The sequence below is a fragment of the Serratia sp. CMO1 genome (assembly GCF_015689115.1).
Taxonomy (GTDB): Bacteria; Pseudomonadota; Gammaproteobacteria; order Enterobacterales; family Enterobacteriaceae; genus Serratia; species Serratia marcescens.
In genome coordinates, this window is sequence record NZ_CP065032.1 from 3688853 (window position 1) to 3703942 (window position 15090).

The 15090-nt window shown below is 60.6% G+C and carries 15 protein-coding genes; 2 read left to right on the forward strand and 13 right to left on the reverse strand.

Going from position 1 to position 15090, the window contains the following annotated elements; genetic code table 11:
* The first annotated feature begins 27 nt into the window (after positions 1 to 27).
* Together IT763_RS17605 and IT763_RS17610 are read left to right on the forward strand one after the other, a co-directional pair.
* A complete protein-coding gene (locus IT763_RS17605) occupies positions 28 to 1053 on the forward strand; it encodes a M4 family metallopeptidase (RefSeq protein ID WP_176062786.1) in 1026 nt (341 codons plus the stop codon).
* The gene (locus IT763_RS17610; protein WP_004941448.1) at positions 1053 to 1394 is read left to right on the forward strand and encodes a protealysin inhibitor emfourin; all 342 of its coding nucleotides are present in this window, start codon (positions 1053 to 1055) and stop codon (positions 1392 to 1394) included. Before IT763_RS17605 ends, IT763_RS17610 begins: the two co-directional genes overlap by 1 nt.
* 4 nt (positions 1395 to 1398) lie before the next feature.
* Here IT763_RS17610 and IT763_RS17615 read toward each other — a convergent pair whose 3' ends face one another.
* The 13 genes from IT763_RS17615 to pepB all read right to left on the reverse strand — a co-directional run bounded on the left by IT763_RS17615 (position 1399) and on the right by pepB (position 14890).
* Positions 1399 to 1620 carry a zinc ribbon domain-containing protein gene (locus IT763_RS17615; RefSeq protein WP_028127372.1) on the reverse strand — a complete coding sequence of 74 codons (222 nt, stop codon included), beginning with the start codon at positions 1618 to 1620 and terminating at the stop codon, positions 1399 to 1401.
* A 13-nt stretch (positions 1621 to 1633) separates the two neighbouring features.
* On the reverse strand, positions 1634 to 2590 hold the full coding sequence (locus IT763_RS17620; RefSeq protein ID WP_048795796.1) for an AEC family transporter: 957 nt from the start codon (positions 2588 to 2590) through the stop codon (positions 1634 to 1636).
* A gap of 98 nt (positions 2591 to 2688) precedes the next feature.
* On the reverse strand, positions 2689 to 4179 hold the full coding sequence (der, locus tag IT763_RS17625; protein WP_015378774.1) for a ribosome biogenesis GTPase Der: 1491 nt from the start codon (positions 4177 to 4179) through the stop codon (positions 2689 to 2691).
* A 255-nt stretch (positions 4180 to 4434) separates the two neighbouring features.
* A complete protein-coding gene (bamB, locus tag IT763_RS17630) occupies positions 4435 to 5616 on the reverse strand; it encodes an outer membrane protein assembly factor BamB (protein ID WP_176062784.1) in 1182 nt (393 codons plus the stop codon).
* Between the two features lie 11 nt (positions 5617 to 5627).
* On the reverse strand, positions 5628 to 6248 hold the full coding sequence (locus IT763_RS17635; protein WP_016929754.1) for a YfgM family protein: 621 nt from the start codon (positions 6246 to 6248) through the stop codon (positions 5628 to 5630).
* A 13-nt stretch (positions 6249 to 6261) separates the two neighbouring features.
* Positions 6262 to 7536 carry a histidine--tRNA ligase gene (gene hisS, locus IT763_RS17640; RefSeq protein WP_049299977.1) on the reverse strand — a complete coding sequence of 425 codons (1275 nt, stop codon included), beginning with the start codon at positions 7534 to 7536 and terminating at the stop codon, positions 6262 to 6264.
* A 139-nt stretch (positions 7537 to 7675) separates the two neighbouring features.
* Positions 7676 to 8797, reverse strand: coding sequence for a flavodoxin-dependent (E)-4-hydroxy-3-methylbut-2-enyl-diphosphate synthase (gene ispG, locus IT763_RS17645; RefSeq protein WP_016929756.1), 1122 nt, complete (start codon positions 8795 to 8797; stop codon positions 7676 to 7678).
* A 45-nt stretch (positions 8798 to 8842) separates the two neighbouring features.
* Positions 8843 to 9817, reverse strand: coding sequence for a cytoskeleton protein RodZ (rodZ, locus tag IT763_RS17650; RefSeq protein WP_025303910.1), 975 nt, complete (start codon positions 9815 to 9817; stop codon positions 8843 to 8845).
* Positions 9807 to 10556, reverse strand: a complete 750-nt coding sequence (pilW, locus tag IT763_RS17655) for a type IV pilus biogenesis/stability protein PilW (RefSeq protein ID WP_176062782.1) — start codon at positions 10554 to 10556, stop codon at positions 9807 to 9809. The genes rodZ and pilW overlap by 11 nt, the downstream gene beginning before the upstream one ends.
* 98 nt (positions 10557 to 10654) lie before the next feature.
* Positions 10655 to 11851, reverse strand: a complete 1197-nt coding sequence (locus IT763_RS17660) for a bifunctional tRNA (adenosine(37)-C2)-methyltransferase TrmG/ribosomal RNA large subunit methyltransferase RlmN (RefSeq protein WP_004941426.1) — start codon at positions 11849 to 11851, stop codon at positions 10655 to 10657.
* A 237-nt stretch (positions 11852 to 12088) separates the two neighbouring features.
* Positions 12089 to 12514 carry a nucleoside-diphosphate kinase gene (gene ndk / locus IT763_RS17665; protein ID WP_004941424.1) on the reverse strand — a complete coding sequence of 142 codons (426 nt, stop codon included), beginning with the start codon at positions 12512 to 12514 and terminating at the stop codon, positions 12089 to 12091.
* 161 nt (positions 12515 to 12675) lie between these two features.
* A complete protein-coding gene (sseB, locus tag IT763_RS17670) occupies positions 12676 to 13506 on the reverse strand; it encodes an enhanced serine sensitivity protein SseB (protein WP_049300042.1) in 831 nt (276 codons plus the stop codon).
* 88 nt (positions 13507 to 13594) lie between these two features.
* Positions 13595 to 14890 carry an aminopeptidase PepB gene (gene pepB, locus IT763_RS17675; RefSeq protein ID WP_206194891.1) on the reverse strand — a complete coding sequence of 432 codons (1296 nt, stop codon included), beginning with the start codon at positions 14888 to 14890 and terminating at the stop codon, positions 13595 to 13597.
* Positions 14891 to 15090 lie beyond the last annotated feature (200 nt).

The following is a 15090-nucleotide window of genomic DNA, read 5'->3' on the forward strand; positions in this document are numbered from 1 at the left end:
AAAATTTTTTGCCTAAGGAGAGCCACTATGCCAGCCCAGCGCATGCGTTCCGTCATTCCTCCCTACATGCTGCGCCGCATCATTGAACACGGCAACGCCCCGCAGCGCGACTGCGCGCTGCACACCCTGAACCACGTGCAAAGCCTGCTCGGCAACAAGCCGCTGCGTTCGCCGACCGAGAAAAACGCCCGAGCCGGCGAAGCGCTCCGCGATATCTACGACGCCCAGAACGGCACCCAACTGCCTGGCAAACCGGTGCGCAAAGAGGGCCAGCCCAGCAACCACGATGTGGCGGTGGACGAAGCCTACGACTACCTCGGCGTCACCTACGATTTCTTCTGGCAGGCCTACCACCGCAACTCACTGGATAACCAAGGGCTGCCGCTGGTCGGCAGCGTACACTACGGCAAGGAGTACCAGAATGCCTTCTGGAACGGCCAACAAATGGTGTTCGGCGACGGCGACGGCGAGATTTTCAACCGTTTCACCATCGCCATCGACGTGGTCGGCCACGAGCTGGCGCACGGCGTGACCGAGAGTGAAGCCGGGCTGATCTACTACCAGCAGTCCGGGGCGCTCAATGAGTCGCTGTCCGACGTATTCGGCTCGTTGGTCAAGCAGTTCCACCTGCAGCAAACCGCCGATAAAGCCGACTGGCTGATCGGCGCCGGGCTGCTCGCCAAGGGCATTAAAGGCAAAGGGCTGCGCTCGATGTCGGCCCCCGGCACCGCTTACGATGACCCGCTGCTGGGCAAAGATCCGCAGCCCGCCAGCATGAAGGATTACATCCAGACCAAGGAAGACAACGGCGGCGTGCACCTCAACTCCGGCATTCCCAACCGCGCCTTCTACCTGGCGGCGACGGCGCTCGGCGGCTTCGCCTGGGAGAAAGCCGGCTACGTCTGGTATGACACGGTGTGCGACAAAGCGCTGCCGCAAAATGCCGACTTCGCCACCTTCGCCCGCGCCACGGTGAAACATGCGCAAGCGCGTTTCGACCAGAGCGTGGCGGACAAGGTGCAGCAAGCCTGGCATCAGGTGGGGGTGGAATAATGAAACCGCTGCCGACGCTCAATCAGGATACGGTCATTGAGCTGGCGCGCGAGGGAGGCTTCGCCTACATTCCCAAACTGGCGGGCCAGCGCCGCATCGCGCTGGCCGATATCACGCCGGAGCAGCGGCAGCGCCTGAATCAGTTGCTGAACCAGACGCTGCCTTATGCGCAGGAAGAAGGCCAGCCCAACTCCCCCGGCTGCGGCGACCAACGCTACTACCGCATACAGATCAACTACACCAGCCCCACCCTGAGCACCGAGATCGTGCTGTTAATCCCGGAAAGCAGCGCGCCGCAAGCGCTGGTGGATCTGTGGAAAACCGGCCAGGTGGATGAGTGAGGGCTTACAGCGGCTGATAGCTGAAATTCACCCGTTTTTTGGAGATCAGCCCGTGCCCGTTCTGGCACAGGTAATCCACCGCCCCGCAGGCCTTCAACTCTTGCAGCGGCTGCCCGCACTCCGGGCAGCTCGCCTGCTGCCGATAATCACGCTGACAGGCGGCACAATGGTAGTGACCCGCTACCCAATTCATGGTCTGACGACAGTGCGGACAATGCGCATCCATAACGGCTCCCAGGTTAAATCGCGCCCCATGAGCGCAAGAAATAGATCCCCAACGCGGTGGTGAAGAACGACCCGACGGTGGTGATAGCGATAATATTGGCCGCCAGCGTGGCGTTGCCGCCCATGGCGCGCGTCATCACATAGCTGCCCGAAGCGGTCGGCGTGGCGGAAAACAGGAAGATGATGCCCAACGCCGCGCCGTGAAACCCGCACAACCAGCCGGCCAGCGTCATCAGGAACGGCACCAGAAACAGCTTGGCCGCCGACGAAAGCGCCGCCACGTTGGACGAGCGGAACATGGCGCGGAAATCCAGGCTGGCGCCGGTGCACAGCAGCGCCAACGGCAGCGACAGCGCGGAGATATAGCTGCCGGTCTGGCGGATCACGGTCGGAATGCCCAGCCCGGTTTGCGCATACAGCAGCCCGCACACCAGGCCGATGATCAGCGGATTGGTGACGATGCTGCGCAGCAGCGACAGGTGGCTGATTTTCTTGCCCTGCCCGCCCTGCAGGCTGCGCGTGAGGGTGATGACCGACAGTATGTTGAACAGGATCACCGTCACGGTCAGGTACAGCGAGGCGAGCGCAATGCCTTCGCTGCCGTAGGCGGTCATGGCGTAGGCCAGACCGACGATGGCGGTGTTGGCGCGAAAGCCGCCCTGTACGAACACCCCGCGCTCACGCGGTTCTTTCACCAGCCACTTGGCCGCCAGCTCCAAGAGCAGGAAGGTCGCCAGCGTGCCGACTGCGCCGAACAGCACCAGCGGCAGATTGCCAAGCAGTTGCGGATGGTTGGTGGCGATGCTGAAAAACAGCAGGCACGGCAGCGCCAAATTGAACACCAGGCGGGTCGCGCCGTCGACGAAACGGTCATCCATCAGGCGCCAATGGCGCAGCAGGATCCCCAGCAGCATCATCAGCAAATTCGGCACGGTGACGTTAAACGCAAAACTCCAGGTTTCCCAGGACATGGTGTTCCTTCAGGCAGGCGAGGTAATCCTCAGATAATAAAACGATTTCGGGCCAATAAAAAAGGGCGCGGCATCACTGCCGCGCCCCTCATGAGCGATTACTTGCTCTTTTTCAGGTGGCTCATCAGGCGCTTGCGCTTACGCATCTGGGTTGGCGTCAGCAGATTGCGTTTACCGGCGAACGGGTTGTCACCCTCTTTGAACTGGATGCGGATCGGCGTCCCCATCACGTTCAGCGAACGGCGGAAGTAGTTCATCAGGTAGCGCTTGTACGAATCGGACAGATCGCTGACCTGGTTGCCGTGGATCACCACGATCGGCGGGTTGTAACCGCCGGCGTGGGCGTATTTCAGCTTCACGCGGCGGCCGCGCACCAACGGCGGCTGGTGATCGTCCACCGCCATCTGCATGATTTTGGTCAGCATCGAGGTGTTTACGCGGCGGGTTGCGCACTCGTAGGCTTCCTGTACCGATTCGAACAGGTTGCCGACGCCGCTGCCGTGCAGGGCTGAAATGAAGTGCACGCGCGCGAAGTCGACGAAGCCCAGACGCAGATCGAGCATTTCTTTCACATGCTCGCGATCTTCTTCACTCATGCCGTCCCATTTGTTGACCGCAATCACCAGTGAGCGCCCACTATTGAGGATAAAGCCGAGCAGCGAGAGATCCTGATCGGAGATGCCTTCACGCGCGTCGATCACCAGCAGCACCACGTTGGCGTCTTCAATCGCCTGCAGGGTCTTGATCACCGAGAATTTCTCGACGGTTTCGGTCACCTTGCCGCGTTTGCGCACCCCGGCGGTGTCGATCAGCACGTATTCACGTTCGTCGCGCACCATTGGAATGTAGATGCTGTCGCGGGTGGTGCCCGGCATGTCATACACCACCACGCGCTCCTCGCCCAGGATGCGGTTAGTGAGCGTAGACTTACCGACGTTCGGGCGGCCGACGATCGCCAGCTTGATCGGCAGATCCTGCGGGTTGAACGCTTCTTCCGGCTCTTCGTCTTCTTCGCCTTCCAGCGTTTCACCGTTTTGCTCAGCCCAGTAAGCGGCGTTGGCCTCTTCCTCGGTCAGTTCGACGTCCTCCGGTTTTTCCGGCACGAACGGCACCAGCACGTGTTCGATCAGCTGGGTCACGCCGCGGCCGTGAGAAGCGGCGATAGCAAACACTTCCCCCAGGCCGAGCGAGTAGAAATCGGCGGTGGCGGTGTCCGGATCCAGGCCGTCGGTCTTGTTGGCCACCAGGAAGGTCGCCTTCTGGCGGCTGCGCAGGTGCTGGGCGATGCCCTGATCCGCCGGCATCAGCCCGGCGCGGGCGTCGACCATGAACAGCACGATATCCGCTTCTTCGATCGCCAGCAGCGACTGGCCGGCCATGCGCGTTTCGACGCCGTCTTCGGTGCCGTCGATGCCGCCGGTATCGACGATGATGAATTCATTGCCTTCGATTTCAGCACGACCATACTTGCGGTCACGCGTCAGCCCCGGGAAATCCGCCACCAGCGCATCACGCGTATGGGTTAAACGGTTGAACAAGGTGGATTTACCCACATTCGGGCGCCCGACCAGCGCGACGACAGGTATCATTGTTGAAGCCTCATTACTTAATAATCAATGCGTTACTGCACTGTGGATAGACACCAGCGGTGCAGCTTATAAAATACGAAACGGCCCCTGAACATTCAGGAGCCGTTTTCCCCTTCATCTTTCGCGCCACAGCGGCGTTGTCTGCGCACCTTCGCCTCGGTCACTTAGCTCACTAAGCTCCCGAGGACTCATGCGCTTGCCGCCTGGCTGCAACCCGAAATCTTTCGGGCGCAAGAAGGATCACGACGAGCGGCGTTAGCGGATGAAAGCGTAAACTTTCCCGCCGCGAGCCTGGATGACCAGCTTGTCGCTGGCCACCATCGGCGCAGACAGGAAGCCGGAGCTGTCCACTTCCTGCTGGGCGACAAAACGGCCATCAGTGGTGTTGATCCAATGCAGATAGCCTTCGGCGTCACCGGTCACCAGATAACCATTATACATCACCGGCGGCGTCAGATTACGGTGCAGCAGATCGCTCTGCGTCCACACGGTCACGCCGCCTTCGGTGCTGAGCGCCACCACGCGATCGTTCTGGTCGATCAGGTAGATGCGGCCCGCGTCGACGATGAAATCATTCACCGAACCCAGTTCGCGTTTCCAGATGATCTGGCCGGAACGCAGATCCAGCGCCGTCAGGTTGCCGTTGTAACCCAGCGCGTAGACCACGCCGTCAACGATCACCGGCGTGGTGTCCACGTCGTTCAGGCGATCGATTTCGGTCGCGCCACTCGGCTGAGAAATGCGCTGTTGCCAGATAATCTGGCCCTGCTGCATCAGCACGGCGCTGACGCGGCCGTTGTCACCGCCGACGATGGCGGCGCCAAAGGCGACGGCCGGCGCGGATTCACCGCGCAGCGACAGCGAAGGCATGTCCAGGTTAACCGTCCACTTCACCGCGCCGTCGGCTTCATTCAGCGCCTGCAGCATGCCGTTGGAGGTGTGCACCAACACCATACCGTCGCTGACAACCGGACGGGAGATCGCTTCGCCGGCCACTTTGGTCTGCCAGGCGATGGCGCCATCGGCGGTGTTCAATGCGTAAACCACCGCTTTTTCGCTGCCGACGTAAACCTTGTCGCCCGCGACCGTCAGGCCGCCCGACAGCAGCGCAGACAGGTTGCTGGAGAAGAAGCCGGTCTTCTCGGAGAGATTGACCTTCCACTTCTCGTTGCCGCTGTCGGCATCCATCGCTTTCACGATGCCGAAGCGATCGGCGGCGTAAATGGTGCTGTCCTGATAGGCCGGACGCAGGTGGGAGTAATACTCACCGATGCCGTCGCCCACCGAGGTGCTCCACGCCTTGCTCGGCGTAAACTGATTTTCAACTTTCGGCAACGGCGACATGGTAACCACGTCTTCTTCGCTGTTAAACAGCGAGCAACCACTCAGCAAGGCAGCGGAAACCAGTCCGACCAAGAGTGTTTTACGCAATTGCATGGGAATTCCCCTTAGCTGGACAAGTTATTCAATTTCATGCGCAGCAGAACCTGCAGCGCCTGAGAAGCATTGGACTCAATGCCTTTGCTGTAAGCTTCGCGCGCGCCCTTGGCGTCGCCCTTGGCCAGCAATACATCGCCGCGCACATCCTGCATCATCGCCGCCCAGCCTTCGCCTTTCACGCCATCCAGCGTTTTCAGCGCTTCATCCAGCTTTTTCTCCTGCAGCTGGACGCGCGCCAGACGCAGGTCGATCATCGCCAACAGGTTGTCGTCTTTGGTCTGGCCCTGCGCCAACGTCAGCTGCTGTTCCGCCTTGGCGAAATCATTCTGTTCGACAAAGTGCTTGGCCAACTGCAGCGCGGCCAGTACGCCGTAGCTGTTGCCGTTGGCCTGGACAAATTTCTCCGCGGCAGCCACGTCATCCGGCTTGCCGGCCGCCAGACGATCGCTGGCTTCCTGATAGGATTGCGATGCCGCCATCATGTTGGAGTTTTCATGGCTCTGCCAGTAACGCCAGCCAACCAGGGCACCAATTCCGAGCACCACGCCCACCGCCAGCGCTTTGCCGTTCTCGGCAAAGAACCGACGCAGTGCGTCGACTTGTTCGTTTTCAGTGGTATAGACTTCCACGGTGTCCTTCTCCTTAACCTAACATCAAAGCCAGACGCGCAGCGACTTCGCTTTGCGCCAGCGTTTCTTGTTCACCACTGCGCAGGTCTTTCACCACCACCTGCTGCGCCGCCACTTCGCTCTCACCCAGGATCAGCGCGATGCGCGCGCCCCATTTGTCCGCACGGGTGATCTGCTTCTTGAAGTTGCCGCCGCCGTAATTGGTCATCAGCTTCAGCTGCGGCGCCGCGTCGCGCACCTGCTCAGCCAGCCGCATCGCCGCGCTCTGGGTGCCCGCGCCGGAAGAGATGACGTACACGTCGATAGCCGACGGCGCCTTGAATTCCGGGTTGACCGCCTGCACCAGCAGCACCAGACGCTCCAGGCCCATGGCGAAACCGACCGCCGGGGTGGCGCGGCCGCCCAGTTGCTCGACCAGACCGTCGTAACGGCCGCCCGCGCAGACGGTGCCCTGCGCGCCCAGGCTGGTGGTCACCCACTCAAACACGGTGCGGTTGTAGTAATCCAGACCGCGCACCAGGCGCTCGTTAACGGTATATGGGATACCTGCCTGCGCCAAAAGTTCACACAGACCGGCGAAGTGAGCACGGGATTCTTCATCCAGGTACTCGGACAGGCGCGGCGCGTCGTTCAGCAGCGCCTGCACCTCAGGATTCTTGGAGTCCAGCACGCGCAGCGGGTTGCTATACATGCGGCGTTTACAGTCTTCGTCCAGCACCTCGACGTGCTGCTCCAGGAACGCCACCAGCGCGTCGCGGTAGTTGGCGCGCGCCTCCAGCGAGCCGATGGAGTTCAGCTCCAGCTTGACGTGCTCGGCGATGCCCAGCGCTTTCCACCAGCGGGCGGTCAGCAGGATCAGCTCTGCGTCGATATCCGGGCCCTGCAGGCCGAACACTTCCGCGCCCAGCTGATGGAACTGACGGTAACGCCCCTTCTGCGGGCGCTCGTAGCGGAACATCGGGCCGATGTACCACAGACGCTGTTCCTGATTGTACAGCAGACCATGTTCGATGCCGGCGCGCACGCAGCCAGCCGTCCCTTCCGGACGCAGCGTCAGGCTTTCGCCGTTGCGGTCTTCGAAGGTATACATCTCTTTTTCCACGACGTCGGTCACTTCGCCGATCGCGCGTTTGAATAACGGGGTCTGCTCTACAATCGGCAACCGGATTTCGCTGTAACCGTAGCCGCCCAGCACCTGCTTGAGGGTGCCTTCAATACGCTGCCATAATGCCGTTTCTTCCGGCAGGTAGTCGTTCATGCCGCGAATGGCTTGAATGTTCTTTGCCACGTGAGTTCTCTGTCCGTTGTCTGTAAAAATGAACCCGATTATAGGGACTTTGCCGCCCGGTATTCAACGCGGATGCGGTTTTCCGCCCTTCAGGTGCATAAACAAGCGGGCCAACAGGCCCGCCGTGTAGCGATAACGCTTATTTTTCCAGCAGATTGACCGTGATGCGGTTGCTTTCGTCCATCATCGCGGCCTTGGCGCGAATTTTCGCTTCCAGCTGGTCGATCATCTGTTCGTTGTCGAAACGCTCTTTCTGGCGCACGCCGTCTTCATAGAAGCCGCTCTTCTTGTGGCCGCCGGTTACGCCCATGGTGGACACCAGCGCTTCGCCCGGGCCGTTCACCACGCAGCCGATGATCGAAACGTCCATCGGCGTGATGATGTCTTCCAGGCGCTGCTCCAGCGCGTTCACCGTGCCGATCACGTCGAACTCCTGACGCGAACAGGTCGGGCAGGCGATGAAGTTGATGCCGCGCGCGCGGATGCGCAGCGACTTCAGAATGTCGAAACCGACCTTCACCTCTTCGACCGGATCCGCCGCCAGCGAGATGCGCAGGGTATCGCCGATGCCTTCAGACAGCAGCATGCCCAGGCCGATGGCCGATTTGACCGACCCGCTGCGCGCGCCGCCGGCTTCGGTGATGCCCAGGTGCAGCGGCTGATCGATGCGCGACGCCAGCAAGCGGTAGGATTGCACCGCCAGGAACACGTCCGACGCCTTGACGCTGACCTTAAACTGGTCGAAGTTGAGGCGATCGAGGATGTCCACATGGCGCATGGCGGATTCCAGCAGCGCTTCCGGCGTAGGTTCGCCGTACTTTTCCTGCAGGTCTTTCTCCAGCGAGCCGCCGTTGACGCCGATGCGAATCGGGATGTTCTTGTCGCGGGCGCAGTCCACCACCGATCGAATGCGCGATTCGTTGCCGATGTTGCCCGGGTTGATGCGCAGGCAGTCTACGCCATATTCGGCCACCTGCAGCGCGATGCGATAATCGAAGTGGATATCGGCGACCAGCGGCACGTTGACCTGCTGCTTGATCAGTTTGAACGCCTCGGCGGCGTCCATGGTAGGAACCGAAACGCGGACGATGTCGACGCCCACGCGCTCCAGCGCTTTGATCTGATTAACCGTTGCTTCAACATCGGTGGTACGGGTGTTGGTCATCGACTGCACGGCAATCGGCGCGCCATCACCAATAGGCACCTTGCCGACGTAAATGCGTGTAGATTTTCGACGGTTGATGGGCGCTTGGTTATGCATTACTTACTCTCCATTGCTGCTCTGACATCACGACCAGCCGCGCGATTACTGCGCGGCGACGGTCAGGCGAGCAACACGGTTTGACTTAACGAACCGGCTTAAATCAACCGGTTTACCCTGATACTGGATCTGAACTGCCGCCGGCGCGCCGATGGTCAGTTTATACGGCGCAGTGCCGGTCAGGTTCAGCTTGCCACCTTGCTTCTGGGTGCCGCTGAACAGCGTTTTACCGCTCGCGTCGGTCACCTGCAGCCAGCAGTCGGCGGAGAAATCCATCACCAGCGCGTTCGGATCGGCCGCCGGCGCAGCCACGCCCGCATCGGCGGTCGGCAACGGCGCTTGTGCCGCCGGCGCGGTTTCCGGCAGGGTGGTCTGGCTTGGCGACACCACGGCAGGCTGCTGCTGGGCCGCGCTCGGCGCCTGGGCGGTCGCCGCAGGCGTCTGAGCCGCTGCGCCGGTATCAGCCGGCGTAGCGCTGTTGTCGACCAACGGCACGTTGGTGCCGGCGTCGGCATTGCCGTCGGTCAGCGGCACGGACTGCCCTTCGTTATTCTGTGAAAGCTGCGCCGAGGATTGATCGGCCATGGTGGCGATCTCTTCCTGCTGCGCCTTGTGGTTTTGCCACCACCAAGCGCCGGTCAGGCCGATCACCACGAACACGATAAGCCAGGTGAAGCTCATCAGCCAGCCGTCGCGTTTCTTGCGGCGCTTGCCCAGCGAGAAGCTTTGCATCGGCGCCACTTTCGCCATCTTCAACGGCGCCTGCTTGGCCAGCATCGGCAGCAGTTCGTCTTCCGGCAGATGCACCAGCTTGGCGTAGGAACGGATGTAGCCGCGCACGAAGGTGGACGCGAGGTCAGCAGACACGCTGTCTTCCTCGATATCGCGCACGGTGGACATTTTGAGACACAGGCGTTCTGCAACGGTCTGTTGGCTCAGCCCGAGTTGCTCACGGGCCTGACGCAGGCGCTGGCCCGTCGTCATGGATACGGTTTTATCTTGGGAGGCTTCAGTATTCATTAGCTAAGAACTGCTGGTACTGTTTGGATTGTGGAAAACTTCGCGCTAGCTGCTTGCCATAGCGTTGAACGCTATCCTGGCGGCCGGCTGACGCGGCGAAACGAATCTGTAACCATAAGCTGCTGGCGCTGGCCGGCAGAACATGCTGATAAACATCCAATAAAAGTTGCGACTGGGCGCGCTTCCCTTCTCCAAATTGCTTTTCGGCCTCCGCCAACAGCGGAGTGCCTTTGTCCGGATCGACTTTTAGCGCGCGGCTCAACAGCGTGCGCGCCTCATCGTTTTGTCCGGCCTTGAGAAAACAGTAACCTGCGTTTTCCAGGCTGTCGGCGACCTGGCCATAATCGGGCACCAGCGCCGCAGCGCTAAACTGCTGTTGCGCCGGTACATACTGCCCTAAACCGCAAAGAAACGCACCGTAATTATTCAATACGGTGCCATTGCCCGGCGCAAGTTTGAGCGCTTGCCGATAACGCTGTTCGGCCTCGGCGTTTTCACCGCTGCGCTGCGCGTAGAGCGCCATGCCCAACTGCGTGCGGTAATCCTGCGGGGCCGCGTCCAGCGCCTTTTCCAGGTTCTGGCGCGCGGCGTCCATGTCGCCTTGCTGCAGGTACTCCAGGCCCAGTTGCAACCGCGTCTGGCCCGCCTCAGAGACTTGTGCTTCCTTTTCCGGCGCTGAACCGGAACACCCGGCCAACAACCCGGCCGCCAGCCACATACCCCACAGTTTCAGCTTCATGCCCGCATTCATTTCCTTATCGGCCGTCAGCTAACGCCCGCCAGCGACATGCTTGCGCATAACAGGCTGTTAGATAACAAAAAATGGTGCTATAGGATTCAGACCGCCCGTACGTTGATAGGTTCCCCGGCCATTTTCTTCTTCAGGGTACGCTTGGTACGGTCGATCACTTCACCCGCCAGTTGCCCGCAGGCGGCGTCGATATCGTCACCACGGGTTTTACGAACAATAGTCGTAAAGCCGTATTCCATCAACACCTTGGAGAAACGATCCACCCGGCTGTTGGAGCTGCGGCCGTAGGGGGCGCCCGGGAACGGGTTCCATGGGATCAGGTTAATCTTGCACGGCGTGTCTTTCAGCACTTCCGCCAGCTGATGCGCATCGTCGGTGCTGTCGTTGATATGATCCAACATCACGTACTCGACGGTCACGCGGCCCTGGTTGGCGTTGGATTTCTCCAGATAGCGACGCACCGCGGACAGGAAGGTCTCGATGTTGTATTTGCGGTTGATCGGCACGATCTCATCGCGGATGGTGTCGTTCGGTGCGTGCAGCGAAATGGCCAGCGCCACGTCGATCATGTCGCCCAGCTTGTCCAGCGCCGGCACCACGCCGGAGGTAGACAGGGTCACGCGGCGTTTGGACAGGCCAAAGCCGAAGTCGTCCAGCATGATTTCCATCGCCGGCACCACGTTGTTCAGGTTGAGCAGCGGCTCGCCCATGCCCATCATCACCACGTTGGTGATCGGGCGTTGGCCGGTCACCTTCAGCGCGCCGATGATCTTCGCCGCGCGCCACACCTGGCCGATGATTTCCGACACGCGCAGGTTGCGGTTGAAGCCCTGCTGCGCCGTCGAACAGAATTTGCACTCCAGCGCGCAGCCTACCTGCGAGGAGACGCACAGCGTCGCGCGGTCGGCTTCCGGGATATATACGGTTTCGACCTGCTGATCGCCCACCTTGATCGCCCACTTGATGGTGCCGTCGGCCGAACGCTGTTCTTCCGCCACTTCCGGCGCGCGGATTTCCGCCACGCGCTGCAGCTTGCCGCGCAGGACTTTGTTGATGTCGGTCATCTGCTCGAAATCGTCGCAGCAGTAGTGGTAAATCCACTTCATCACCTGATCGGCGCGGAACGGTTTTTCGCCCATTTCGGCGAAGAACTCGCGCATTTGCTGGCGGTTCAGATCCAGCAGGTTGATTTTGGCCGCAGCCGGTTGCTCCACGTTAACGGAGGGGGTAGTCAGCGAATTATTTTCAGACACGGTGTGCTCGGACGTGATGGGTTCTAACATAATGATCTCTGGCCTCGTTATTACACGTTATGGCGCTAAAGAATGGAAAGTAAGTTGTGCATTTCAGCCCGCGAGATTCGGGTGGCGGCACTAAAAACACGCCCCTGACAAGTCGTCTTATCAGGGGCGCGGCATTGTACAAATTTTAGTAGCGGGTTTCTATGGCTGAAAGGCATTCAGGGCATTTTTATTGTTTCAGCCGGTGAATGCCTGGCTATCAGCTCAGAAACGGCACGATTAACGTGCGCAGATTTCGCTTTCGTTGAAGAAGTAAGCGATTTCACGCTGTGCGGATTCAACGGAGTCGGAACCGTGAACGGCGTTAGCGGTGAAGCTGTCCGCGTAGTCGGCGCGCAGGGTGCCGGCCAGTGCGTTGTCCGGGTTGGTTGCGCCCATGATGTCGCGGTTGCGCTGCACGGCGTTTTCAGATTCCAGAACCTGCACCATGATTGGGCCGGAGGTCATGAACTCTACCAGACCGTCGAAGAATGGGCGGCCTTTGTGCTCAGCGTAGAAGCCTTCAGCTTGCTCGCGAGTCAGACGCAGCATTTTAGCGGCGATGATTTTGAAACCGGCGCGCTCGAAACGCGCGTAGATAGCGCCGATGTCGTTGTTGGCTACAGCGTTTGGTTTAACGATGGAAAAGGTACGTTCTACGGTCATGATGGCCTCTGTATGACTTCCAAAACAGGCCGGTCTGCAATGTTGCCGGCCTTCTCAAGTGGCGCAGATTATATGTGCGCCGTTAACGCTTGCCTACGGGAAAATCAACATTTCATTAAAAAAATATGATCTTCCTGCGGCATTTCCGACAACGCGCCGCGTTACTGGGTTTTGTCGGTGGACGGGATCAAATTGCGCAGCCAGCTGCCCCAGCGGCGCTGATAAAACGGCTGCGTATGGGCGATCAGGTAGTGGCTGATGCCGCGCTCTTTCTCCGACACCAGGCAGAAATCGACCGGTTCGTCATTCGGCGCCGTTTCGCTGGCCACGCTGCCGGCCTCGTTGATCAACGCCTCGATCTCCGCCGGTTCTGCATCCACTTCCAGCCCGATCAGCAGATTCGGCTTCTCGTCCGCCGCCTGATCGTGCATCAGCGCCAGAAACGCGCGGCGCACCGGTTTGCGCTGGCTGAACAGCGTGGTCAGCGCATCCACCATCGCCGACGGGTACTCTTCGGGCTGCCCCAACAGGATTTGGGTCTCTTTGTCGACGTAATGCTCCACCGGTTTGACGACGCCGCCGGTCGCCAGCAGCATCGCCACCTCTTCCGGGTAGAACTCTTTGCCGTATTCCGCCTTCGGGTTGAGGAACAGATCCGCGCCCTGGGTGATTTCAAACAGCACCCGAGCCGGCATGGCGATGAACGGCTGTTCGTCCTCAACGGCCTTCTGCAACGCGTCCAGCGAGGTGAAGAACGGAATGATGCTGCCGCCGTCCTGCTTTTCCCAATGCTGGATATTGACCGGCGTATCCGCGTTCAGCGTGATGTCGCCGTCCTGCTGCACCTGTTCGCTGTCGCCGAGGATCAACACCGTGGCATCGAGCAGTTCACGGAAGAACGCCGGGCGGTGGGCCGGCTCCGTCACCGCCAGCTTCAGCAGGCGTTCAAGTTCGTTCTCGCTCGGGGCGGCATCGTGATGATGGGCACTCATGGCAAACTCCAGGATCAAATAGCGAGGCCCAGCATGCTGGGCCCCGAAGATAATGCGCATTCTAGCGCCCGACGCGGCGGGCGTTCAATTATTTGGCTTTGCTCAGCAGCAGATTGGCCAGGGTACGCACGCCCAGCCCGGTCGCGCCGGCCGACCACTGATCCACCGCGCCTTTGCGGTAGGTGGCGGAGCAGTCGATGTGCAGCCAGCCCTGTTGGTAATTCTTGACGAAGTGCGACAGGAAGGCCGCCGCGGTGCTGGCGCCGGCGGTGTAGGCCGGGCCGGCCACGTTGTTCAGCTCGGCGAAGTTGGACGGCAGCTGGCTGCGGTGGAACTCGGCCAACGGCAGACGCCAGAATGGCTCTTGCTCGGCGGCGGCGCTGCTCAGCAGTTCCTGCGCCAGCGCATCGTCGAAGCTGAACAGGGCGTGGTAGTCGTTGCCCACCGCGGTTTTGGCCGCGCCGGTCAGGGTGGCGCAGTCGATAATCAGCTGCGGATTCTGCTCAGAAGCGTCGATCAGGCCGTCGGCCAGCACCAGGCGCCCTTCCGCATCGGTGTTCATCACCTCAACGGTTTTGCCGTTGCGGTAGCGAATGATGTCACCCAGTTTGAAGGCGTTGCCGCTGACCATGTTGTCGGCGCAGCACAGGTACAGCTTCACGCGCTGCTTCAGGCCGCGCGCCGCCGCCAGCGCCAGGGCGCCGGTGATGGTGGCCGCACCGCCCATGTCAGCCTTCATCGAATCCATAAAGGCGCTCTGTTTCAGGCTATAACCGCCGGTATCGAAGGTGATGCCCTTGCCGACCAGGCAAGCGAACACCGGCGCGTCCGGGTTACCGGTCGGGTTGAAGTCCAGCGCCAGCAGCACCGGCGGGCGTTCGGAACCGCGGCCGACGGTGTGGATGCCGGCATAGTTCTGCTCGCGCAGATCTTCGCCCTTGGTGATGCGGTAGCTGACGGCATCGCAGCCGACGTCGCACATCAGATCGACGGCGCGGGTCGCCAGTTGCTCCGGCCCCAGCTCTTCCGCCGGCATATTGATGGTGTCGCGCACCCAGTCAACGATCTTCAGGCGCTTATCCAGCTCCTGACGCGCGGCTTCCGGCAGCTCGGCCCATTCGACGTTGCGCTGCCCTTTCGGCCCGCGGTAGCCCTGCCAAAACGCCCAGCTGTTTTCCAAATCCCAACCGTCGCCGGCCAGCTTAACGTTTTTGATGCCCTGGCCGTCAATTTTGCGGCCCGCGCGCTGGATCGCGCCCAGCTTGTCGGCGCCGGTCAGGTGGATGGTCATCTCTTCGCCGTTGGTGCTCAGCAGCGCTTTCTCGCCCCAGCGGGCGTCGGCAGGTTGTTGCGACAGCGTGACCTGCATGAATTCTGTTGTCATAGCCTTCTTACTCCGGATGTTCCCTTTATTATTTCATTAGGGCTTTATTGCATACCCTATGGATTTCAAATTGCAGCTAGGCGCCCAGCGATCTCATCCCCAGGAGCTTACTCAGGTAAGTGACTGGGGGGTGATCGTGCAGGTAACAACGCTGCGGTTTGAAAGACGACGGGTATGTCGGATACAAAATAAACGGGCCG

Bases quoted from the DNA above. Each gene is read 5' to 3' on its own strand.
- IT763_RS17605 (WP_176062786.1), top strand. From the start codon at position 28: ATGCCAGCCCAGCGCATGCGTTCCGTCATTCCTCCCTACATGCTGCGC.
- IT763_RS17610 (WP_004941448.1), top strand. From the start codon at position 1,053: ATGAAACCGCTGCCGACGCTCAATCAGGATACGGTCATTGAGCTGGCG.
- IT763_RS17615 (WP_028127372.1), bottom strand. From the start codon at position 1,620: ATGGATGCGCATTGTCCGCACTGTCGTCAGACCATGAATTGGGTAGCG.
- IT763_RS17620 (WP_048795796.1), bottom strand. From the start codon at position 2,590: ATGTCCTGGGAAACCTGGAGTTTTGCGTTTAACGTCACCGTGCCGAAT.
- der (WP_015378774.1), bottom strand. From the start codon at position 4,179: ATGATACCTGTCGTCGCGCTGGTCGGGCGCCCGAATGTGGGTAAATCC.
- bamB (WP_176062784.1), bottom strand. From the start codon at position 5,616: ATGCAATTGCGTAAAACACTCTTGGTCGGACTGGTTTCCGCTGCCTTG.
- ispG (WP_016929756.1), bottom strand. From the start codon at position 8,797: ATGCATAACCAAGCGCCCATCAACCGTCGAAAATCTACACGCATTTAC.
- rodZ (WP_025303910.1), bottom strand. From the start codon at position 9,817: ATGAATACTGAAGCCTCCCAAGATAAAACCGTATCCATGACGACGGGC.
- pilW (WP_176062782.1), bottom strand. From the start codon at position 10,556: ATGAAGCTGAAACTGTGGGGTATGTGGCTGGCGGCCGGGTTGTTGGCC.
- IT763_RS17660 (WP_004941426.1), bottom strand. From the start codon at position 11,851: ATGTTAGAACCCATCACGTCCGAGCACACCGTGTCTGAAAATAATTCG.
- ndk (WP_004941424.1), bottom strand. From the start codon at position 12,514: ATGACCGTAGAACGTACCTTTTCCATCGTTAAACCAAACGCTGTAGCC.
- sseB (WP_049300042.1), bottom strand. From the start codon at position 13,506: ATGAGTGCCCATCATCACGATGCCGCCCCGAGCGAGAACGAACTTGAA.
- pepB (WP_206194891.1), bottom strand. From the start codon at position 14,890: ATGACAACAGAATTCATGCAGGTCACGCTGTCGCAACAACCTGCCGAC.